We start from the raw sequence: 24877 nt of genomic DNA on the forward strand, positions 1-24877 counted from the left end.
TGTTCATTGGTGTGTTATTCACTGCTTTCCACAATCCTTATCTCTTCCTTACTCAATCCATACAATTCATAAACCAACTTATCAATCTTCCTGTCCAAAATATCTATCTTTTGTTTGAAGAGCTTTTTGTCTCTTTCTATCTTTGCTGAATGAAATTGCTTTTGTGCAGAAAGCATCTGTTCAACAAGGGAAACAAGTGTGTCATGAAGTTTCTTTTCTGATGGATTGGAAAAATCAATTCTTCTTATAGGTATAGAAAGGATAGCTTTCTTTTTTATTTTTGGAAAAATTCTCTTCTCATCAAAATGGCTTTTTAACCAGTAATATTCTATTAATTTTGAATTAATAATTCCCAAAAAGTAATAAAGGGAATATTCAATATTTGGTTTTATATAAATGTTATAAATTGTATTTAGTGCAAAAATATTATCAGGAATAATAGTTGCAATTGGTACAGTTCCTATTTGTCTAATTCCGATTCTTTTTTGTTTATATACATTTTCGTTTCCACCGCTTTTAATCGCACTTGAAATAAATTTTACAAATTCTTGATAAGGTCTTAAATAATACTTCTCAATATTTTTACCGTCAACAACAGGTTTATAAGTTTTATCAATCTGTGAATTTGAAACATATTTTTTTCTATCAAAAGTTTGTATTCCAAAATATGCTTTACAATAAGTTTCTAATTTTTCAGCACCTCTTTTAATTTTGTTAATTAATAAATTTGCTTCTTGATCTAAAGCAATGTTGAATAAATAATGTTCATCTTGGCAAAAAGTAGATTGTTTAATTGTTCTTATTTTTTCAGGATAAAATGCTTCTTTTGACTCAGAAATAATAATTAAATTATTAGAAGAGGGACTCTTTACTTTTTTAAATATACTAATGCATACATCCACACTTGCTGATGGAAAAACAGAATAATGTAATAAAAGAATATCTTTGATTTCGGTAGTGTTTAGAATAAATTTTCTCAAAGGTTCAGAATGTATATTTTTTAAGTAGGTATTAGGTGTTATGTAACCGAAAAATCCATTATTCTTTAATAATTTTATTGAATGTTCAATAAAAAGTTGATAGGTATCTATTTTGTAAATTGCACTTTCATATCTCTTATAAGTATATTCAAAAACCGTTTTATTTTCCATGTTTTGCAATAACACATAAGGTGGATTCCCAATCACTACATCAAAACCGATAACATCCCCCTGTTTCGCTTCGCTCAACTTTCCCCCTTTATTAAGGGGGATTTTGTGCTGGTGCTTTTTATTTTGTGGTTTGAATATTTGTGGAAATTCCTTTTCCCAATCAAAAGCATTTATCTTTCTCATCTTTTCATTTCCAAACAGGGGCATATCAACATTATCGTAATAATCAGTGCCAATCAAACTATTTCCGCATTTTATATTATTGCTCAAATTCGGTAATGCTCTTTCGTGAAATAATTGAAGTGTCTTACCAAGAGTTTCTTTATTCTCACCTTGAAGAACTTTTAGAAGTAAAGATAATTTTGTTACTTCAACTGCTTGTGGGTCAATGTCCACGCCATAAATATTGTTCAGTAGAATTCGTTTTTTCTCTTGTGTTGTCAATTGGTAACTATCCTCAGAAATTTGGATAATTTTATCTCTATATTTTTTCGGGTCTTTTTGATAAAATTCTAAATGATAATTTAGCAGATATTGATATGCTTGGATAAGAAAACTACCAGAACCACAGGCAGGGTCACAGATTGTAATTTTAGAGATTTGTCGTGGTGTCTTGCCTTTTATTTTTTTGCCAACCGTATTTTTCACGATGTAATCAACAATGTATTTTGGTGTATAATAAACGCCCCCAGCTTTGCGAACCTCTGGCTTTTCCTCAACTTTTGCATAATGTGAAGGTGTAAGCCGTATAGTTTTGCCAAGAAATTGCTCATAAATATTTCCAAGAATATCTGCGGGTAGAACAGAAAATTCATACGGACTTTCTGGATAATAAAGATACATTAAAATGGATTTTAAGACCTTGTCATCAATATTGATATTGGGAGAAATTTTATCTTTCTGAAAATCAAAGATTCCACTATTATATTTATCATCTGCAATTTTAAATAGATGAAAGAGATTTCTGTAAATATGCTTTTTCTCGGCAAGTTTGTATAAATTGCGATAATCTTCAACTCCTCTATCTTCAGCGATTCTTAAGAAAATAATTCTATCAATTGTGAGTTGAACGAGGAAATTTAATTCAAAGATAGATAGGTTTTTATTTCTCAAAGCGATATTACGAGCAAGTATATCACGCCATCTTTCAATCTCTTTGAGAAATTCTTTGTCAACTTCAGAAGTTCCTCTCTTTTTTGCTGTAGAAGAAATGTATTTGTCAAAACTTCCTTTTAGAATTGCTTCTTTGGAAAAGGTACTATTGATAAACTCCAAATCCTTCAAATACTTATCATAGGTTTGGTAATAGATACACGCAACACTTGCTTTATCATTCTGATTTGGTTTTATTCTGCAATCATAAACCGAGAATTCTTCAAAGTCTGTAAGAATAGAAATTGGCAGTTTAGCACTCCATGCATATCGTCGCAATTGATATGAGGGATGTATGTCATATTTTATATCAACGGCAGGTTTTTTTGCTTCAACAAAGAATTTACGCATTCCACCAATACGGAACGAGTAATCGGGAGCTTTTGTTGCTCCGCTGATTTTGATTGCATCTTCGTGGACAACTTCTTTATATTGTTCGGCAAAACCTTGTTTGTTTTCCACATCCCATCCAAGTGCAGAAAAGAATGGGTCAAGGAATTCTCTGCGGAGTTGGGTTTCGTTATATTTTGGATTTTTGTATATTTCTTTATTTCTGTGAAAGCGGTTAATTAAATCAGAGACTGCTTTTTTTATGTTTTCTTTCATAATTTTGCTCTTTATTTTCTTGTTTTGCTTTATTACATATTCTATCCTGTGTAATATAAAACGCTTGGGAGGCGAAATGTTTTATATTCCACCGAGCTATTACACGGGTCAAGACAAATCACATCTGTAATGGTTATGTCCCTGACATTACCGTCATATTTTGGCTGTTTCGGGGACACAACTCCACATTAAAAAAATTTTAATCTTTTCAAAATCATAACAATATTATCTTTAATCTTTGACAAACCTTCCAATAAAAGAATCCAATATCTTTCGTGCGGATTCTACTTTCAATACCTTCAAACCGATTAAATAAATTATAAAAGAAATTATAAGAATAATTACTATTTTAATTAATAAATATAATCTACCCGCCATCCCAATAGAAATTCGTAAATGAACAAGATAGTAATCAACAAATCCAATAATAACTGATATTAAAGCAATTTTTAGAAAATTAACAAACAATTGTTTAAAATCAACTTGACCAATTTTTTTTTCTAATGTAAAGAATAAAATGGTTGCTTGAATCGTAGCTGCAATGGAAGTCGCAAGAGCCAATCCACGCAATTGAAGAAATTGCATTAAAATAACATTTAAAATTATATTACATATAACTGCAATGATAGAAATTTTTACAGGAGTTTTTGTATCTTTTAATGCAAAAAATGCAGATGCAAATACCCTGACTAAACTGTGTGATATCAAACCTATTGAATAGAAAGCAAGTGCGTAGAATGTCATATTAAGGGCTGTTTCATCAAAAGCACCATGAAGGTAAATAAAAGAAATCATATCTTTGCCCATTACAAGAATCAAGGCAATTATTGGAAGCATAATAATCAAAATCAGATCAAAGGCATCTTGAATGGACTTTTTCAACTCTGATATATTATTATAAGCTGTATGTTTGGAAAAAAGAGGAAGAACAGCTACACCAATGGCAATACCGAAAACACCTAATGGCAATTGCATCAACCTGTTTCCATATTGCAAAGCAGCTACACTCCCGGTGATTAATAATGATGCAAGAATTGTATCTACAACAACATTTACCTCACGAATTCCTAAACCAACAATGCAAGGAATCATCCTTTTCCAAACGGTTTTCAATTCTTTCTGTTTGAGATTTATATAGAACTTTGCTCTGTATCCAATCTTTCTTATTAATGAATAATTAGCAATAAGCTGACAAACTCCACCTAATAAAACTCCAAGAGCAAAAACATAAGCCTTGTCGGTGATACTGGATTCAGTTACCAAAGCATACACAATTACAGGAATTATAATCCCAAAATTTAGCATCATCGGAGAAAGTGAAGGTAAGAAAAAAACAGAATGTGCATTCAAAATGGCTATAATAACTGAAGTCAAGCCGATCAAAAAGAGGTATGGGAAAAGAATTTGTGTTAGTTTTGCGGTTAACATTTTTGCTTGTAGTTCAAATCCTGGTGCAATGATTTTAACTATTAAAGGAGCTAAAACAATTCCAATTCCCACAAATATTATAAGGACAATTACTAAAATTGAGAACAGATTGACAGCAAATTGAATTGCTTGCGCTTTAGATTGCTTTTCTTTTATTTCTGTATAAAGGGGGATAAATGACGCAGCAAGAGCACCTTCACCAAAAAGACCTCTTAACATATTGGGAATTACAAAGGCAACGCTAAAACTGTCCGCAATCCATGTAGTCCCTAAAAAATGTGTTAAGACAATATCGCGGAAAAGCCCGGAAATACGACTTAGAAAAGTGCCACTGGATATCTTACTAACATTCTTGGTTAAATTATCTTTTTTATCTTGCATCTAATATTAAGCAATAAATCCTATTCTAAATGGATTTTTTAAGTCCTTACAATTTAAAAAATGAACCCGATTTGTCTTTATACTCTTTCGTTATTAACTTGATATTTTCTTTCTTACCATTACGCAAAATTTCTATCATCAGTTCTTGTCCAACTCTCACATCAGAAACTGCAATCTCAGCATCATCAGCATTATTTATTATTTGATTATTAATTTTAGTAATAATATCCCCTCTTTTCAATCCAGCTTCTTCTGCGGGTCCATCTTTTTCAATATATGATACAAGCACACCTTGTGATGATTTCAATCCCAAATTATATGCAATTGCAGGAGTTATATCTTGCACTTTGAAGCCGAACCAAATTGGTCTGATCTTGCCGTATTTTATAATTTCGTGAGCAATACTTTTTATTCTATCTACAGGAATGGCAAAGCCAATACCAAGACTCCCACCACTTTTTGTAAAAATAAAAGTATTTATACCAATCACTTCTCCATTTATATTAACAAGCGGTCCACCACTATTCCCGGGATTAATTGCAGCGTCTGTTTGTATCATTTTCTTATAAACTCTATTATCATCACTAATGTGAAAATTTCTATCCACAGCAGAAACTACACCCACGGTTACGGTTGTCTTGGAATCCTTTATAAGATACCCAAAAGGATTACCCATTGCTATGGTCCACTCACCAATAATAATATCATCAGACCTACCAAGCTTCGCATAAGGCAAATTTCTTCCAGATACCTTGATTACAGCAATATCATTTTTATCATCACTCCCAACTAATTTTGCCTCAAGATTACTCCCATCAGAAAGAATAACTTTTATTTTTGTAGCTCCTTCAACTACATGGCTATTTGTAATAATATAACCATCTTCACTAATTATTACTCCTGAACCAAGATTTTGTACCTTTCTTTCATATTGTCGCGGGAAGAAATCCCTGAAAAAATCATCAAAGAAGAATGAGTGAAAACGATTGTTTCTGATGACTTGAGTTTTTATTACATTAACGCTAACTACTGAGGGACGGACAAGTTCAACCGCTTTTGTTATAGCATTCTCTCTTGTATATTCTAAACTTTTATTCTTTAAAATTCTATTATCAGTAATTAGCCTATTGGAATCAATATCTATATCTTCATAAGAAACATCTAACTTTTTCAAAACACCTGCCGAGTTGGGTACAGTTGACTTATTAATAATTTGTTTTGTAATAAATACATTTAAAATCACAGAAATTACCAATAATATAATAATACTTCTTTTATTCATTAATATTCCTCCACTTAGAACAAATGCAGGTTCTAAATAATTTTTTAGGCAAGTTTTTTTATATTATGTTCAACTGGATTAACTGTGGAATCCATAAAAATTAATCAGTGTAATTTATTTTAAAAAAGGGAGCATATTTTGCTCCCTTAAATATCCTATGTAATACAAACCATTAATTAAATTTCAGCAACATTCCTACAGCGAAATCTACACCTTTTGAGAAATTGAATAATGAATAATAGTTTCTGACTGCCCAATTGAATTCAAAATTATTAAATTCAAGACCGGATCCAAGAGAGAAATGAGCTGCTTTTCCGCCACCAAATCCAAATCCTGTTCGGACAGGTAACCAACCGATAGCAACATATTCTGCACCGAGAGAAATCTTTGGTTTGGAAGATGTAAACGCACTTTCTTTAAAACCCTGCACATAGTCAAGCATAAAGAGGAATTTATTATATCTATATGAACCGCCAAGGTGGAGCTCAAATGGAATTTTCTGTGTGAAACCGTCAATAGCATAACTCGTATCATTTTCCGTTTCAACATCTTCAATATTTTGTATTGTGAGTGTATCGGTGTAAATGCTAACTATATGCTCCTCACAATTTTCATTCCAATTGATTTTTCCAAAAAGGTTATTAAAAGTAAGCCCGACAGAAATTTCTTTTGATATAGGTGAATAGAACCCAATACTCATACGGTGACCTGTTCCGTGACCACCTTCTTCAAGGGGGTTTAAGAATTCTTCATCTTTGGAATTATATCCAGCCGTTCTTAAAATAGCACTTGCATCCAGTGTGCCTGCACTGTCGTAAACAGCAATTTTTGATTTGGCCTCAACTACTTCGGCATGAGCAAGCCCTAAAATAGACCCAAAGCTAATTCCTCCATAGATTGGGGGAATATTTTTAAAAGTCGAAGATATGCGTGAAAGCGGTAAAAGGTCTCCATATCCGATTTTTGCTTCTAAGAACCCGGTAACTTCTCCATCACTTTCTGCAAAATCGTAAACTCTGCCGATTTCATTTCCATTCAGGGCAATATCAAATAATTCCTTGGAAAAATTCGCTGAAGTTAAAACGTGTACATTCTGTGAAAGGGCTACTCTCCAGACAGAAAATGTTGCTAATGGTATATTAACAGCAGAATTTCCAATCAGCTCAAGTCCGTCATCCGGAATCCTATCTAAGATATCTTTCTTATCGTCTTCCGAAAGTTTTTTGCCCATCAAATTATTGTAAAAGCTGATATTGAAGGAATTATTACTCAAAGAAGTATTGAAATGGAACAGGTTTATGGAAATATAATTATCTACCAAACCTAAATTTGCAGGATTCCAGTCTAATGAATAAAATCCTGTTGCCTGAGTTAAATATGCATCACCGAGAGCTATACTTTTTGCATTTCCGAAATTACCTGCATATAAACTGAATGAGAATAATGAAATCGCAATTATTATGATTATTATCTTTTTCATCTTATTCCCCCTCTTCCCATATTGATTCATCAATATGAACGCCTACTTTTATACTACCATAAATTTTCATGTTGTCTGAACCCCGGATCGTAACCACCTCTTCATCTGTGCCAATAATATTAAACTCAATCCCAAGGAAAGCATCCTCATTTGTAAATACATCAAAATTTCCCTGAGCATCTGATAAATTAATAATAAGATGGCTTATGGTTTTATCACCGGATACATGATGCAAAGTATCAATCATTGCCGGTTCAAAGGTTAGCGAATCAATAACTAATTCTGGATTTTCCCAAACTTGAATGGAATCGGCAGCAAAACATAGTCGTGCAGTAGCCCCAAAGGGGAATTTATTTTCTGCAGTCAGGCAAACATGAACCTTGTTAAAATTGTTATCTATTTTGTCTCTGGCATCTTTATCAATTTCTATATGTTGAAGCGAATCCATTTTTATATTGTGATTCTCTATAATAAATTCAAAGGGTGTTCGGATTGTATAAGAACCGAATACAGAATCTGTCTTACAAATAGTTCCTTGTCCATTCATAATCACATACATGCTATCTGCATATATGCTATCAGGGAGAATGTTCAAGAAATCAGATACATTCTTACAGATAGTGGTTACAGCGTTTGGTGCGAGATATTCATGGTTTATGAGAATCATACTTGTTTCGCTGGTGTTCGTATTCGTTCCGGTAATTCTGGCATTGATTTCACATCCAACATTAATACCATTGTTAATTGTCATCAAAAATTCTGCATTTTGAAATTCCAGAACATCTTCAAGACTATCCGGCATATCGCTGATATCAAAATCTTCTTCAATATTATCAAGGTCAATTCTCTTATTGTTAATAACACCAACAACTTTGTTGAATGCCATATCACCAAGAGTAATTGTGGCTTTGACCTTATCTTCATATCGGATAGTGGTGGTATCATCTGTCGCAAGGGTAACAACATCATAGGAGTAATGCAGCGAATCAATCTCAGTTTGTGAATCAGGATCATCGCCAATCGTGTATCCTGCAAAACTCAGAAGGGTATCACCCGGGCAATGTATTGTAAGTTTAAGTGTATCGCCATTATCTTTGAATATTTCATCAAATTTGATATTGACATCCGCTTCAAGAGGAAAATCTTTCAGTGCTTCTATCGTTATTTGCACATCGCAGCTGTCTATCTCAGCGTAAAATAAACCAAACTCTCCAGTTTCGTCTACTTCAGATGCGTCTGAATCTTCAAATGTGAAACTTTCAAAGGTTCCTTTAACCCAGTCAAAAATAAGGTTTTGAAGGGTTACATCTGCGTTTACTATGTCGGTTGAAGTTACTGTAAGGTCCTGATGTATATCTACATCTGCAACATAATTGATTTTCAAAGAATCATCCGGTATAATTGTGTGATTTGTAAAATCGTAAGTGAAACTATTGAAGTTATCTAAGTCAATTTCAACAGGGTTGCCCAAAGGTGTAAATATATTATTTAAAGTTAAATGAATTGAGCTTTGAGAAGGATCAAGAGCTAACCCACTTATTTGAACATTTACATTACCGCTTTTGATTTTCGCCTGTTCTAATGTAATTATAGAATCTTCTGCTGAAATTGAGCCTTCTTTAGTGAAACTCTTATTAATATAGCCGTAGACTTCATCAAAATACATCTCGCCAAGATTGAATTCGGCATAAACACTATCTGTATAATTAATTGACCCGGTTCCGCTAAGAGTTACATTAAAAGAATATTGGAGAGAATCTATGCTTTTACCACTTTCTATTGTGCAGTTTACCAAATCTAAATCTTCTTGGTAAGTGCTATTAGCAGGTATTAAGAAACTAAATGTAAATGGACCACCTGGTGGGGCTGGGGCTTTCAACTCCTGAAAAGTAACCGTTCCACTCATATCAAAAGGAAAATCATTATGGAAAAAGATATAACTATTATCTGCACTTTTAATTTTTGCATATTGAAGAGAGATTTCTCCAGTTTCATCTTCAATTGAAATTGCCTGGTTATCATTAAATGTCTTATTATTAAGAGTGCCTGTAACCTCATTGAATTTCATCTTTCCAAAATCTATTCTTGTGAACACACTTTGACTTGCGTTAATTCCGACAAAATCAGTAGTTGGAGCAGTCTCCACATAGAAGGAAAAGTGTAAGGAATCCAAAGGTTGCTGTTTACCCGTCCCAATACTATAATTTGCAAAATTTAATGGATAATTATAAGTTGAATTATGAGAAATATTTTCTAGATTAATTTGAAGAGGTACGTGCATATTATCATATAACTCTTCAAACAGAATAGTTACATTTGCATCAATTGGCAGATTATTCTCAATAAATATATTACCCCTACAACTATCAATCACTGCAGAAACTATCTGAAGTTCTCCTGTTTCATCTTGAATTGAAATTTCATCCGAATGCCCGATATGTTCTGAAGGTAGTTTTGCACTTGCCTCACTTACTGTCATCTCACTTACACTCAATATTACAATAAATTTATCTGCTTCCAGAACATCAATTGGGGTGGCTCCAGTACCATCGGTTGTAAGAAGAACTCGCATGAAATTATATCTATATACTTTACAACCTGAAAGATCAAGCACAATATTTTCCGTAGCACCTCCTGGAATCACATGGTCTATATGATGTGTTAATATTAAATTTTCAGGGATTATCTCTTCTCCATAAATTTCCACAGTCATATAGTGTGAAGAATCAGCTGAACTTAGAGGAATCTCTGTAGAGTCAATAAATTCAATGTATGCAAAACCGGAATCTATAATAACATATTTAAGATTATCATTTTCAAAAACTGTAAAGTTAGTATCTATGGGTGGGAAACTATAAATAGGTGGTAATGGCTGATTATGTATTTCACCTATACCTGGAACTGCGGACCTTGCAAATTCTAACACGCCAACGCTAGCATGAGATTCACCAGTTTCTTCAACATCAATCTTATCCAATTGTCTGCTAAATTCACGACTTTGTTCATCAATTTTCAATTCATCACCAATTTTAGTAGAAAATGAATCATTCCTACCTGCAATTTTTAGACTATCTCCAACATCAATTTGGAAATTCTCAGTTCGGTCATCTATTTTCAACTCATCCCCTATCTCCTCATCGAAAGTTTCGGTCTTTCCATCTACTTTTAGTTCATCTTCCACTTTCGTTGTATCCAGCTCCTGAGATATTGAGAACTCCATTGTATCATTCACCACTGCAATAATATAATCTTCAGTTGAATCTGCAATATCTTTCATATAGTATGTTTCATTAATAAGGGGCACAGTAAGCTCAACATCCCACTCCGGTGCTTCAAATTCTTTTATAGTACAGGACGAAAAAATCACGAGTGCTATAAACAAGAAAATTTTAAATGATAAATTCTTCATAACAACTCCTTTCATTTAGCGTAGTAGACTAACTTTTTTGTTGAATGATTTCCCATTGCCATAATTTATTTTGTATAAATAGATACCGCTTGCCACTTGATTACCATTACTATCAAAACCATTCCAAATTTCTTTATAATCGCCTATCTGTAGATAAGAATTAATGATATCTATGATTTTTTGTCCTTTGATATTGAAAACTTCAATTATCACTTCTTGTGGTTTGGTTAAGCTAAAAGAGATATAATTACTCTTACTAAAAGGGTTCGGGTAAACTTCAAAATTATACAAAATTCCAATATGTTCTTCATCAACACTGGAACCTGGTAAAGTCCAGATAACATCAATCTGGAAATTAGTATCATCCGGGAATAATATTGTTGAAATTCCATTTTCAAAACTAAGTAAGGAACCTCCAATTATACTATTTGGTTCATTGCCGGTATAAAATTCTACTTCGCATCCGTTACTGATATAACCATCTGCGAAATCCGAAGAAATATTTAGTGCAAGATTAGTTACTTCAGAGCAATATACAACAGTGGTGTCATCGTAAAATATATTCTGCCCATCCTTTATAAAGAAATTTTTAGGCACCTGATTATCAATTCTGGAAATTACTAATATTTTTCCATCAAAAGAAATGTCTTTCCCAAAGAAATCTGTTGAAACTGTATCATTGTTAGATTTTACTAAAGTAATGGTCATTTCATCTTCCATTGAAATTGTTCCACCAATGCATGTGCCAGAATTAATAGGATTGTATGTAATATCTTTTATAGTCGCAAACGAAGGTATAAGGAATGAAGAAAAAAGAACATCTTCCCCTGAAACTGATGTTTTGGTAACAGTGTGTTCAGTAAGAAAATCATAAGTTCCATTATCGTGATAGTCGTTATAATTTGATAAGGTTTCTTCTTCTGTAGAATTGATAAAGAAATTTAGATTTACGTCATTTGCTGAATACACTGAGCCATTAGTGGTCAAATCAAAACTATTTCCAGTATCGCCACCGCCATTCCCATGCAAAAGCCAATCATAAGTATGGTTTTCAGAGCCATCAACGAAATCAGAAATCACAAAATAGGAATTACCAATAAAAGCTACAAACCTTTTAAAATCCGTTTCTTGATAATTAGTAGAGACTTCAGCATAATCAAATTTATCTGTATCAAAGAAGTTTTCAATAAATGCATCCGTGCCTTCAGAAGTAGTTGGACCTGCAGCTGGAGGTCCCTCACCATCAACAAGAATCAGACTATGATTCTCTGCAAAACGAACGCTATCTCTATAATCCCAACCCACATAACCGCAATCCATTGATAGTAGTTGGCCATAAGCATAGATAATAAAACTTGTATTATCTGGATGTTCATGAGTATGCCCACCTATTCTTGCTTGCCCATTCTCACCTAAAAGACACATATAGACTGCATCTTGGTCCCAACCGCTACGAAAGATTGCTTGCCCTGAACATGGTAAAAATTGAGTGGGAGAAAAATCCGGTCCTGTTGCTCCAGTATAACTACTATCATAAGCACAAATCATTTCAACATCCAAATTTCCAGAGGTTGCTTCAACAAAATATGGACGGCCTGATACAATATAATCCCACGCATAAAGGTCATTATCTAAATATCCAGCTAAAAAGCCATTAAAGTAATATGGATTTAGAAAACAATCGTCAAAATTAGGACGAGCGCCATTAGGCATTCTAATTCTAATGCCCCATTCTGCATTCTTATCTAATTGCTCATCCAAAAGTAGCGGGGGTAAATTTATACCACCGTATAGTTCGGTCTCACCATTTACAAAATTGTAATGAGAGATTGCAAAAGGGATAAAATTGAAAGCACAGAATCCTTGATAATGAGCACCTTCTGCCCAACCTCCATCTTCATCTACTAAATAGTCGTGAAACTGGTCATGCAATTTGTTCATACTATAATTTATCCATGTTTGAGGTTGTTCCCAAGCATCTCCACTCGTTTCAGTATTCAAAACTATTGCTGCCATACCCATTGCAGAGGCAAATTTTACACCATAGTTTATTTGTTCTCCAAACCCATTGTCCCACATAAGTTTTAGCATAGCCCAAGGATTTGGGTCTGAAATTAAATCATAATAAAGTGATGATGCCACAGTTTTTATTTGATTACGAATTGCAGGCTCATCTCCTCCAAAATCATAATCATTACCTTTTAAACAATCATAAGCAATAGAAATCATTGATATTATTTCAGAGTCCCAGAGGATGTTTTTGTATTTTTGAATCCAGTCACCAGAAGCCGCATACTCTCTTTGTGCAACTAACAAATATTCCTTTGCCTTATCAGCATAGGCAATGTTATCTTCCATCAAGTAACGAAATGCAGCACATCGGCAGACTCTAGCCTTATTTCTTTCCATACTACAAGAAGAATAAAGAATATCAGATGCTGTAACCACCTTGGCATAAATCGTGTAGTAAGGCTCAACAGTAATTCTATCACGAACAAGATTAATTGCTGTGTCGCTAGAATCAATTAAGGTTCTAGGCCAATAAGTTTTTTCCGGATGCCAACTTCCCTGAGCGAGAAGAGAAGTGGTTAATAAAATTGAAAATAATAGAACGCATAAAATTGTAGCTTCTTTCATTGATACCTCCAATATTATTTAATTTATTTGAATTAATGAGTCCGCTCTAAAAAGTCATATTTAGTAAAATAAGAAACCGTTAAAACGGTTAATGATTTTTTTGTTTCATTAACCACCAACTTAAGTTGGTGGTTAATAATAAGATAGTAACTATTAACCGATTCATCGGTTTCCAAATATTTGAAAGATTTTCTGACATGTTTTAGTTTTGACCTTTTTAGAGTAAACTCATTAATATATTTCTAAACACAAAATTTATATAAAAATGAATTTCAGAAAAATAATGTCAATCTTTTTATAAAAGCATTAATTGAACTTCTTTGCAATAGGCGAAAAAGTTTTTCTATGAATTGAAGTGACACCAAACTTATTTATTATTTCTATATGTTTCCTGGTTGGGTAACCTTTATTATGCAGAAAGTCATACTGAGGATATTTTTTGTGATACTTCAACATTAAATTATCTCTTGTAACCTTTGCAAGAATTGAAGCAGCTGCAATACAAAAAAATTTCTGGTCGCCCCTTATGATTGCTTTACCTTTAATTCTAATTTTCTTATCATTGGATTTATTTGGCAGATATGGACCGTCAACTAAAAAATAATCCGCAGATGTCTTTATCTTATCTAAAACTTTCCTCATAGTTAAAAAAGTAGCTTGCAAAATGTTAATCTTATCAATTTCTTTTGAATCTACAGTTGCCACCGCATAATCAATAGCACGGAATTTGATTTTTAAATAAAGTTCTTCTCTCTTGATTGATGATAATTTTTTAGAATCATTTAATCCAGGAATAATAATATTTTGTGGCAGAATAACAGCAGCAGCGACAACAGGTCCAGCGATAGGTCCCCTACCAGCCTCATCAATGCCAATAATTCTTTTATAATTTCTAAATATTTTATATTCCGAAATCATTCTATCATTTTATCTGCGAGTTTCAATGCTGCAATCATACTTTCTTCAGATGCAATATTTTTGCCTGCTATATCAAAAGCCGTTCCGTGGTCAACAGAAGTGCGAATATAAGGAAGACCTAATGTAACATTTACGCCAGTGTTAAAGGACAGCATCTTGAAGGGGATTAAACCCTGGTCATGATAGGCTGCGATGATAATGTCATATTTTTGGAAATTTCCAGCAAAAAATGTGTCTGCCGGAAATGGTCCATCAATATAAAAACCCTCCTCATTTAATTGTTTTATGATTGGTTTAAAAATTCTCCGCTCTTCATCACCAAAACTGCCTTGTTCACTACTATGAGGGTTCAATCCCAACAAAGCTAATTTTGGATTCTTAATATTGAAATACTTTTTTAAGGATTGGTTTATTAATCTTATCTGATTTATAATTTTATTCTTTTCTAAATTTTTAGAAACATTCTTTAAAGCTATATGAGTTGTAAGAAGAGCTACATTTATCTTTTCACTAAAAAATGCCATTACAAAATTTTGGGTTGAGGACTGGTTTGCAAAAAATTCAGTATGACCGACAAAATCTGGATAAGTTAATTGAATATAATGTTTGCTTAGTGGACCGGTTACAATTGCATCTATCTTCTTTTGTAAAGCATCTTCTCCTGCTCTTTTTATAACATTGTAAGCAGAAAGTCCACTAAATTTAGAGGGCTTTCCTGGTTTAAACCCATAATCTTGAAATATTGGAATCCAGAATAAATTACTTTCGGGAAAGTTTTGAATTTCACTAATATCAGAAATTTTAATCAAATTATCAATTTTAGAACCAATGGGAAAACTACCATAAACTATTATTGTATTTTTGCCTGAGTAAGAATTGATTACCTTTAATATAATTTCTGATCCGATACCAGCTGGGTCCCCAAGTGTTATGCCGATTTTTTTCATCTGAAAAATACCTTACCACAAAGGTTCATCCGTAGTCCCGATTAAATCGGGACTACGGAGAATGGACGCAATCCCAGCGGACGCGGGACACAAATGTAAATGTAAAATTACGAATTACAATTACAGTGAGACGATCCTAACACTCCCGATGTATCGGGATAATGGTGTTTTGATAAACAGGATTACATCCGCCAGCTCCGAGACGGAGTCCCGACCTGTCTGCCGATAGGCAGGTAAGTCGGGTCTGGCGGACTATTAGGAACAATTGGAATCTGTACATTCCATCCCTCAATTTTCATTCTCCTTTGCCTGTCCCGTGTAATACGAAGTATTTATTACACGGGATAAATCTCTGTGGCAAATAGAAGGAATGGTGCCGGGACGCGGAATTGAACCACGGACACAGGGCTTTTCGGGCCCCTGCTCTACCGTCTGAGCTATCCCGGCATTTTGAAAAAGTAAAAATTTATCCGATGCTTTTTTGTCTGACTATCATCATTACTGTCAAGTTTTGCGATTTGAAAAGATTTAATATTAATCTCCAAAAATCTTTACCTGTTTCTTAATCTTATAATCTTCAAACCACTCATTAAATTTATTATTTACATATTCTTTACGAAATTGTTCCTTTAGCGGAATAAAATCCTTGCGAGTTACAATTTCTTTGTCCTCAATAAAATAGAAGCCAAATATTTTATCACTAAACCTAATTGGATGACTATATGTTCCAATATCATGAGAAAATGCATCTTGTAAAATAATTGAACTGTTTTTTAGATTATTAATTTTATCAAAATATGTAAGCCAACCCGTTTCCTTCATACCACCAAATACAGATAACAAAATTTTATCTTCTTCATTTTTCGTTAGCTGAACTAAATAATCAGTAAATATCTTGCATTCTTCATACTTTATAATTTCAGAAAATTCATTTTTAGCAAGAACATAAGATTTATAACCTACAATTTTTTTTCCAGGAATTTTATCTTTCAAGAAAAGAATTGCATAGCCATCTTTTGCCTTAAAGATTTTCTCTACTTTTCTACCTATTCTGGTATCTCTCAGCAAACCAAAATTACTTTGCTTTATACATAAAAAACTATCAATCAGTACTGAATCATTTTTAAGAATAAAATAATCAGATAGATGTGATTGAATCTCATATTTTTGTAATAAAGAGTCGTCCACAGAATTTATTGAGTCAAAGATTGCTGAAATAGTATCAAAATTTAAACTATTTGCTTTTTGCGATTTTATCTCAGATAAAATATCTTTTTTCTTTTCCTGAAAATCTTGCAGAAATGATTCCTGCTCTTCTAATAGCTTAATAATAAAACAACCTTCACTTGTATAAATTGGAGAACTTATTCCACCAAGTTTTAATGCATCAATTACTGCTCTGATTTCTTCATTCAACTGATAATAATTTACAAAGTTATCTTGCTGCTTGGTCATTTTATGATTATTGAAATAAATTTGTGATAGAATTTTAAAACCTACAGAATCAGATATAGCCGATTGGATATTATTTATGTTATCTTGAAGACTTTGTGAGTAGGGTAAAAAAATGGCCTCTAATTTTACTTTTTTAGGAACTGTAAATTTTTCTATATTGTTTTGAAAATACTGGATAGCTTCCTCTTCTGAGGCATCAATAAAAGAGGAATCATTTTTAAAAAACAGATACAATAATTTAAACTCGTCATCTGTAAAATATTTATCTTTATTGGCATTATAATACTTTTGAAAACGGAAACTCCAGAAATTATCCCATTTTTCCTTCATAAGAGTTTCTATAACTTGTTTCAACTGAGGCTTTGGGGATTTCTTAATACTTTTTCGTTTGTTGACTCGTCCAATTAAGATATTATCATTTTTTTGAATCTTAAAAATAGAGTCAACAGGTGTAGTAAAAATTGTATCTGCTAATAAAGGATATGGAGATTCATAATAAGGAATATTTTGGGTAAATTCTACATTTCTTTTAATTTGAGAATTATGTATGGAAAAATTAAAATCATTACATTTGACTTTTTGGCAAATTGAAATAATTAATGAATCAAACAAAATTTTCTCTTTATCTTTAGTTAAAATTTCCAAAATATCTTCTTGAACTTTTTCTAATGGCAGAGTGTCTCTTACGGTGATAAAGTCTTCTATGTTCTTTTCATAATAACTTGCAACAGAATCTGGTGAGATATTAATATCAAAAATAAGCTCCTTTTTGTTAAATAGAATATAACTTATGTTTACTTTAAAAATGTCCTGATTTTCAATATTCTCTTTATAATAATTTTCAGATTTATTATCAAAATATATCTTCCTTCCATACTTAATATAATCATTCCAGGATTGAGGTGCTGCTTCAGAAAAATCTGCAAAATCTGAGTCCTGTATATCCGCTGTTTGAAAAACAAGCCAACCGTCGTTTTGCTCAATTGGATATGAAAAGAACTTTCCCCTTTTTTGTCGTAAGGCAAACTTCACAATATTTTTGCTGTTCTCTAAAATGCCAATTTTATCTCCATTCTGAATATAATCAGTTTCAAATATATGATATTTTTCTCTTAATATTCTTTCATTTTCTAATCCCCACCTTAATCTTGAAATAAGCTTCTCGGCATATTCTTTTGCTCTTTTATGTGCTAAGTCTTTGATATATTTATAATAATTCTCATAGTTATCCAGGTCTATTACCTGCTTTATATTAACTAAAATATCAGGATAGAAATTTTTATCTTCAATTATAAAAAATTTAATTCTTACCTTTTTGGAAGAAATATAATACTTTCTATTCTTATTATAGAATTTCTGTAAGTAAGTTGGGGCGGCAGGAAAAACCTCTGGCATTAACGAATCTGGAATAATGATATATTTTAGTTTTATTCTGGAGTTTTCTTTGCGATAGATATCAAACAATTGGTTATCAGACAATTGAAACTGCTCCTCTATGATTTGTCTTATTTTCTCATTCAGGATATCATCTCTGATTTTATTGATGATTTGCAGATATGTATCAGGGTGTTGACTTTTAAAATCTTGAAACTTTTGGTTATCAAACCTTCCATCTGACAAAAAAATATCACTATTAGAGTAAATCTCTTTAAAAATTGTTTCCAATTCCCTGTCAGTTATAGTTATATTATTTTCCTCAGCATAAATTAGATACAATTTTTCGTTTATCAACTGATTTAAAGCAATTCTTTTTAAATCCTTTTGAAATATCTTCTCAGAAACTGATGGATATTTTGTTTTATCTTTTAAATAGCCTTTCCATAATATTTCATACCTATTTTGCATCTCAAGCCAGGTTATAGGTTCTCCATCAACTAAGGCAACTATCTCATCCGCTAAAGAAAGCCTGACTGATAAAATCAGAAGTAGGAGAAAAAAGATAAGAGATATTTTTAAATTTTTCATCTTTTAATCTTGCATACACTCAGACTTAATTATACAAATTTTAAATAGAAAATTTCTAAAGAGTTTAAGCACTTTTTCAGTATGCGTTACTTCAGGATGAAATTGGACGGCATAAATTCTTGCATCCTCATTTTGCATAGCAGAAATAGGTGTATTTTTAGAACAAGCAATAACTTTAAAACCTTCTGGAGTTTTTTCAACGAAATCTGAATGACTCATCCATATTATTTCATTATTTGAAAAACCTTGTAACAATATATTCTTTCTTACAATTTTTATCTCATTATATCCGTATTCCTTTTTTGTGGCATGTTTTACTACTCCGCCAAGCATATCTGTAATTACTTGCATGCCATAGCAGATACCAAGAATTGGGATACTCAAGTCAAAAATCTTTTCATCACATTCAGGTGCATTTTTATCCATGATGCTATATGGACTTCCAGAAAAGATTAAGCCAGACGGAGATTTCTTTTTAATCTCCTGTGCAGAAGTGTTATAAGGTATAACTTCATAGTAGACATTCTGCAAACGAACAGATTTTGCAATTAGATGTGTAAATTTTGAGCCAAAATCAAGAATTAAAACGAGATTTTTCATTTATATCCATCAATAAAAGGATTGTTATGTTTTTCATGACCAATGGTTGTGGCTACTCCATGACCCGGAAAAACTTTTGTTCGCTCAGGAAGTATAAACAATTTTTCTTTTATACTCTTTCGGAGTTTATCTTTGTCGCTTCCTGGTATATCTGTTCTTCCAACTCCTTCAAAGAAAAGTGTGTCACCACTTACTAAAAAACTATTGCCCAATAAGCATATACTACCGATAGAATGACCAGGAGTATGTAAAACTTTTAACTGTTCTGAACCAATGGTAACAATTTCATTATCTTCTAAAAATTTATCAGCTGGCGGAGATATCACATAATAATCAAAAAATATACTAAAATTCAATTCTGGATTTGTTAGTTTATCATTGTCAAATTGGTGAATGCAAATCTTTGCATTAGTAAGTTCCTTCAGTTTGCCATTTGCACCAATATGGTCAGCATGACCGTGAGTGTTAATTATGTATTTTATTTCAAAGCCAAGTCTTTGCGATTCTTGAAAGATTATTTCGGCTTTGTTTGCAGGGTCAATAACAGCACCGACTTTTTCGATTTTATCCCAGAGGAGATAAGTGTTTGTTTCAAAAATTTCAAGCAGGTTAAGTTTTTTTATTTGCATTATTTTCTATATTATACCAAAGAAGGATTTTTCTAATTTTCTAACTTCTGTTTCAAAAAATATTTTCACTTTTTGCCATTGCACTTCTTTTAGCATCTTTGGCATTTCTGAGACTTCTGCATCAATAAAATAGACCAAACTTTTCAAAATATGAACAATATTAGAGGACAATTCTCCATATTTGCGGTCATAAAAGGATAATGCATCTCTTAATGAAATACCTTGCTGGCATATAAAATAAAGGTCAATGAAATCCCTTTTTATCCCTCTTGTGGCAATGGCATCTACCTTCATTGCGGATATATCTCTTAAATCAAGAATATTAATATTAAAAATAGTCTTATAAGAAAACAGATTCGGATATTCATACACGAAGATGCTAAACTTTATTCCTTCTACAGTGCCCAGAATAGTTCCCCAACTTTGCTGTTCAATCTTAAAATTACATACTTTTTTTAGAGAGTTTATTAGCCATTTAGAATCAAATTTTTTCTGTGTAAAAAAGTCCATATCCACGGAAATTCTATGTCCTAATTGCAAAGCACAGGCAGTTCCTCCAGCTAAATACGCATTATCTAATAAATGCGAGTTGCCTAATATGGCCAATGCCTTTTTCGTATTTCCAAATAATGTTTCTGTAAACATAAAACCTTCTTTTTGTCAATACCAAAAATAACTGCCCAGAAGTTTGCACTCTTTGGTGAAACAATACGAAGGCTAAATAAAACATCGGCAATATCATCTTTGGTATAATTTTTCTTCATCCATCTAACTGCCTTTTCATTACCATATTCAAGTATCCGACTAAGAACAAACTTTGGATAAGCATTCATATCAAGTTTATCAAAATCTACATCCCAAAAATATTTCCTTAAAAATTCTGGTAATTTTTTTGCCAAGATAACCTCTAATCTTTTCTTATGGATAAATTCAATTTTCTAGTTTGTATCTTTATTCATTTCTTGCCATTTAAAGCGAAGTCTTTCCAAATATTCCTCTTTTAGTGTTACTCTTCCTAATTCATTATTCTTTTTATTATTACCGTGAAAATCTGAACCACCGGTTATAAGCAAATTATATCTATGAGCCAATTCTAAGTAAATGTTTTTCTGGTAAATAGTATGCAGAGGATAGAAAACTTCAAGGCCATCTAAACCTAACTCCACTAAGTCCGGGATGAGAAAATCATTTTTAATAACACATGGATGTGCCAGAACTGATAGTCCTCCGGCTCCTTTCACAATCTGAAAAATATTTCCTGGTGTATAAGTTGGTTTGCATACATACGCGGGGCAATCATTTCCAATATATTTATAATATGCTTCTTCATAACTTTCAGTAAAACCATTTTTAAACATTGCATTGGCAAGGTGCGGACGGGCAATAACATTTTTGTTTCCAGCAAATTTATATACCTGCTTCATAGTTAAAAATATGTCAAACTTCTTTAATTTTTCTAATATCTGCCTGACTCGTTTTGTTCTGCCCTCTTGCACAAATCTCAGCATATTATTCAGCTTCTTATTATGAATATCAATAAAATACGCCAAGATATGAATATCATAACCTTTATAATAACTACTAATTTCTACTGCAGGGATAAGTTCAATATTATATTTTTTTGCATATTTTCTTGCTCCTAAATATCCATCAATGGTATCATGATCGGTTATGGCTATTGTGGAAAATTCTAAATCTCTAACAGCCTTTATTATCTCTTTTGGAGTATATGTCCCATCAGAATGGGTCGTATGAATATGTAGGTCAATTTTTTTCATTTTTTATTTTTCACTCCGTGCGCTGGTCTGCTTCCTCTTTCTTAAATATTTACTTTTTGCTTCAAGAACGCTAAGCTGTATTCTATCCTTTTTGCTTTCGTAGGTTGAAACCTTCTCTCCCTCAATATTTTCTAATCTTTTTAATGCAATTTCTACATACTCACGATTAGTATCAATTCCAATAAATTTTCTACACAACTTTTTAGCAGCAACAGCAGTTGTACCACTTCCAACGAAAGGATCTAAAACTACCGCATCTTCTGAAAAAGTTGTTAATTTGATTATATACTCACATATTGCCAATGGTTTTACAGTTTTATGTATATTGAATTCTCCCTTTTCTTCTTTACTGGATTTGGGTAGAAGGAAACATTTATTAATGATTTTACTAATTTTCTGCGTAGTCATAACATTTGAGGGAAACATATTTTTCCCGATTTTTACATTCGTATTTAAGAGTCCAACATTATATTTTAACATATTGTTTAGAAATGTTCTCTCATATTTTTTTTGAGCCATTACAATTGGCTCAAAGCAAGATTTTATTTGTGGGGTTTTCCAACCATTTAATCTCTCTTTCAATTCAATTTTACTTTTCTTATCCCAATCTAATTTATCAATGAAATGATTAAGCGACATAGCTTTTGGCTGATTTTGCGTATAAAGCCAGATAAAGCAATCTCTAATTAAAAAGCCAGCATCATCAACTGCAGAAACCATTCTATGATAAAGTCTTGGGCTTGAAAAAGAAAAAAAGAATCCGCCGGGTTTTAAAACTCTATATAAATCTTTTGATATTTTAAAATACCACTTATAAAATCTTTTTCCTTGCTCTTTATTAAACTTCATTCCTGGAGGGAGAGATTTGATAGTATGACAATAATCAGTTATTTTTGAAACCTTATCATTGTCCCATTTATTATCCATTTTATCCAAGAAATAGGGAGGGTCTGTTAAAACAAGGTCTATTGAATTATCGTCAATTTTTGGTAATATACTTTTAGCATCTCCCAATATAATCTTGTTCATTAATTCACTATTCATTTGGATTTACCCCTTTAAATTCTTCATATAGTATTTTATAAACCTTCAATCTGATTTCCTTATCAGATCTTTTTATTATATTGGGATTAGATAACTTTATTACTCTACCTCTTTCATCATAAACCCAATTGTTTCTATCTGCCCTATTACACTTTTGACATTGTGGTATTATATTACCCGCTTCTAAAGGTAAATTTGGATTTATATGAGCTTTTTGTAATCTTGTAATAGTGTTTGGCCAATGGATATTGGGCTTGCCTTCAATTAAACCACAAGTAGCACATCTATACCCATACCGTTTTTTTAATTCTTCCCAATCTTCTGTTTGTTCTATTCTATGCCCATGAAAAGCAGGATAAGGTTTCTTTAAAGTTATAAGTTTATATTCTCCTCTTGAAAGAATTACATCCCTATTGTCTCTACCACCTGCTGCGATAAACCAACCTTTCTGTGCGCCAAGGTGTCTTGCCTGTTGAACATCATTTACTTCAGGATAGTATTGACGAATAAATTGTGTAAGTTCTCCTTTTGATACTTTTCGTGTATTTGGATAATCCTGAACCAAATAAACCAATACAAGAGCATCTTTGGTATAATTCCCTCGAGCATTGGTTAATCTTGGAAGTTTTACTTCATACTGGTTTAAATATTTTCTGTGATATTTACATATAGTCTTATATAAATTTTTAATTTCATTATTAGATAATTGTTTCTTCATGGTTTTATCTACCCATCCCTTTATTAATTATTCCTTTTGCAGCTGATTCCCCAGCTAAATATCCTGTTGAAAAAGCAGCTTGCAAATTATATCCACCCGTATCTCCATCAATATCCAATACCTCACCTGCAAAATATAGACCAGAAACAATTTTGGATTCCATTGTCTTCTGATATATCTGATTTAATTCTACTCCTCCAGATGTAATAATGGCTTCAGAAAGAGGTCTTGTCTTAGTTACGGTAAATTCAAAACCTTTTAAAAGATTAACTATCTTTTCCCGTTCATTCTTTGTAATTTCTGCTATCCTTTTATCTTTGTCAATTTCTGATGAATTAATAAATGTTTTTATAAATTTTTGTGGTAGAAGTAATTTCATTAACTCATTAAAACATACACTCCCATTATTCTTAATCTCTCGTAAGATACGATTATGCAATTGTTCAAAAGTTAGACCTGGTTTGAAATCAACAAATAACTTTAGTTCATTTGCAATTATTTCTTTTTTGATTTTTCTGCTTAGTTTAAGAACAACTGAGCCGTCAACACCAAAGTCAGTGAAAAAGAACTCTCCGAATTCTTCTGCCGATTTTTTCTCTTTATTGAAAATAGAGACAGATACATTTTTCAATTTTAATCCCGATAATTCCTTTGTTGTTCCCTCCCCGATTTGCTCGTGGATAAATGGGAATTTAATCTCAAGTGGGACCAATGATGGATATATTGATGTAACTTTATGACCTGTTTTTCGGGCAAGTTTATATCCATCTCCAGTTGAGCCTGTTTGAGGATATGATGCACCACCTGTTGCAACTATGACTGCATCTGCAAAAATATTCCCTTTATCAGAAATGATTCCACCTATCTCATTTTTGTAATGAAGCAATTCTTTAACAGGATATTCTAATTTTATTTGGACATGATTTATTTTAAGATACTTTTTTAAAGCATCAACTACTAACCACGAATTATGTGAAGAAGGATAAATCCTTCCGCCAGATTCTTCTTTAAGTTTTAAATCTAAAGTTGAAAAGAATTTAATCAAGTCTTTATTAAAGAATTTTCTAAAAGCATTGATAAGAAACCTTCCATTCTTACCGTAATGTTCCACAAAAGTTAAGATATTCGGTTCTGTATTTGTAAGATTGCATTTCCCCTTGCCTGTTAAGGAGAGTTTTAGTCCTAATTTGTTCATCTTTTCCAAAAGAATGACATCCGCACCCAATTCAGCAGCTCTACCGGCAGCAATCATACCAGCTGGACCTCCGCCAATCACAATAACTTTCTTTGCCATTCA

17 protein-coding genes and 1 tRNA gene are annotated in these 24877 nt (G+C 32.3%); all 18 read right to left on the reverse strand.

Translation table 11 applies throughout. The features are described from left to right. Positions 1-14: 14 nt before the first annotated feature. Positions 15-2909, reverse strand: coding sequence for an N-6 DNA methylase (locus U9R23_08545; GenBank protein ID MEA3476470.1), 2895 nt, complete (start codon positions 2907-2909; stop codon positions 15-17). Between the two features lie 231 nt (positions 2910-3140). Further along, on the reverse strand, positions 3141-4718 hold the full coding sequence (gene murJ / locus U9R23_08550) for a murein biosynthesis integral membrane protein MurJ (GenBank protein ID MEA3476471.1): 1578 nt from the start codon (positions 4716-4718) through the stop codon (positions 3141-3143). A 46-nt stretch (positions 4719-4764) separates the two neighbouring features. Next, the gene (locus U9R23_08555; GenBank protein MEA3476472.1) at positions 4765-6000 is read right to left on the reverse strand and encodes a trypsin-like peptidase domain-containing protein; all 1236 of its coding nucleotides are present in this window, start codon (positions 5998-6000) and stop codon (positions 4765-4767) included. Between the two features lie 172 nt (positions 6001-6172). Further along, complete coding sequence (locus U9R23_08560; GenBank protein ID MEA3476473.1) at positions 6173-7480, reverse strand: hypothetical protein; 1308 nt, start codon at positions 7478-7480, stop codon at positions 6173-6175. A gap of 1 nt (position 7481) precedes the next feature. Then, on the reverse strand, positions 7482-10889 hold the full coding sequence (locus U9R23_08565) for an MBL fold metallo-hydrolase (GenBank protein MEA3476474.1): 3408 nt from the start codon (positions 10887-10889) through the stop codon (positions 7482-7484). 15 nt (positions 10890-10904) lie between these two features. Continuing rightward, complete coding sequence (locus U9R23_08570; protein MEA3476475.1) at positions 10905-13526, reverse strand: heparinase II/III family protein; 2622 nt, start codon at positions 13524-13526, stop codon at positions 10905-10907. A 306-nt stretch (positions 13527-13832) separates the two neighbouring features. Then, positions 13833-14444: a ribonuclease HII gene (locus tag U9R23_08575; GenBank protein MEA3476476.1), complete on the reverse strand. Its 612-nt coding sequence runs from the start codon at positions 14442-14444 to the stop codon at positions 13833-13835. Then, the gene (gene pdxA / locus U9R23_08580) at positions 14441-15391 is read right to left on the reverse strand and encodes a 4-hydroxythreonine-4-phosphate dehydrogenase PdxA (GenBank protein MEA3476477.1); all 951 of its coding nucleotides are present in this window, start codon (positions 15389-15391) and stop codon (positions 14441-14443) included. The genes U9R23_08575 and pdxA overlap by 4 nt, the downstream gene beginning before the upstream one ends. 371 nt (positions 15392-15762) lie before the next feature. Next, positions 15763-15838 (reverse strand) — tRNA-Phe (locus U9R23_08585). Between the two features lie 87 nt (positions 15839-15925). Then, a complete protein-coding gene (locus U9R23_08590; protein ID MEA3476478.1) occupies positions 15926-18811 on the reverse strand; it encodes a SurA N-terminal domain-containing protein in 2886 nt (961 codons plus the stop codon). 3 nt (positions 18812-18814) lie between these two features. After that, entirely contained in the window at positions 18815-19411 is a 597-nt protein-coding gene (guaA, locus tag U9R23_08595) for a glutamine-hydrolyzing GMP synthase (protein ID MEA3476479.1), read from the reverse strand. Then, the gene (locus U9R23_08600; GenBank protein ID MEA3476480.1) at positions 19408-20040 is read right to left on the reverse strand and encodes an MBL fold metallo-hydrolase; all 633 of its coding nucleotides are present in this window, start codon (positions 20038-20040) and stop codon (positions 19408-19410) included. The genes guaA and U9R23_08600 overlap by 4 nt, the downstream gene beginning before the upstream one ends. A 6-nt stretch (positions 20041-20046) precedes the next feature. Continuing rightward, positions 20047-20685: a nucleotidyl transferase AbiEii/AbiGii toxin family protein gene (locus U9R23_08605; protein ID MEA3476481.1), complete on the reverse strand. Its 639-nt coding sequence runs from the start codon at positions 20683-20685 to the stop codon at positions 20047-20049. Continuing rightward, positions 20634-20939 (reverse strand): hypothetical protein, encoded by a 306-nt coding sequence (locus tag U9R23_08610; GenBank protein MEA3476482.1) that lies wholly within the window; start codon positions 20937-20939, stop codon positions 20634-20636. Before U9R23_08610 ends, U9R23_08605 begins: the two co-directional genes overlap by 52 nt. Positions 20940-20978: 39 nt before the next feature. Then, positions 20979-21818 (reverse strand): PHP domain-containing protein, encoded by an 840-nt coding sequence (locus tag U9R23_08615; GenBank protein ID MEA3476483.1) that lies wholly within the window; start codon positions 21816-21818, stop codon positions 20979-20981. 3 nt (positions 21819-21821) lie between these two features. Beyond that, positions 21822-22862, reverse strand: a complete 1041-nt coding sequence (locus tag U9R23_08620; GenBank protein ID MEA3476484.1) for a site-specific DNA-methyltransferase — start codon at positions 22860-22862, stop codon at positions 21822-21824. Beyond that, on the reverse strand, positions 22855-23580 hold the full coding sequence (locus tag U9R23_08625; protein ID MEA3476485.1) for a hypothetical protein: 726 nt from the start codon (positions 23578-23580) through the stop codon (positions 22855-22857). The genes U9R23_08620 and U9R23_08625 overlap by 8 nt, the downstream gene beginning before the upstream one ends. 4 nt (positions 23581-23584) lie before the next feature. Continuing rightward, entirely contained in the window at positions 23585-24874 is a 1290-nt protein-coding gene (locus tag U9R23_08630) for an NAD(P)/FAD-dependent oxidoreductase (GenBank protein MEA3476486.1), read from the reverse strand. Positions 24875-24877: the final 3 nt, after the last annotated feature.

Source organism: Candidatus Cloacimonadota bacterium (assembly GCA_034722995.1).
Taxonomy (GTDB): Bacteria; Cloacimonadota; Cloacimonadia; order JGIOTU-2; family JGIOTU-2; genus JAGMCF01.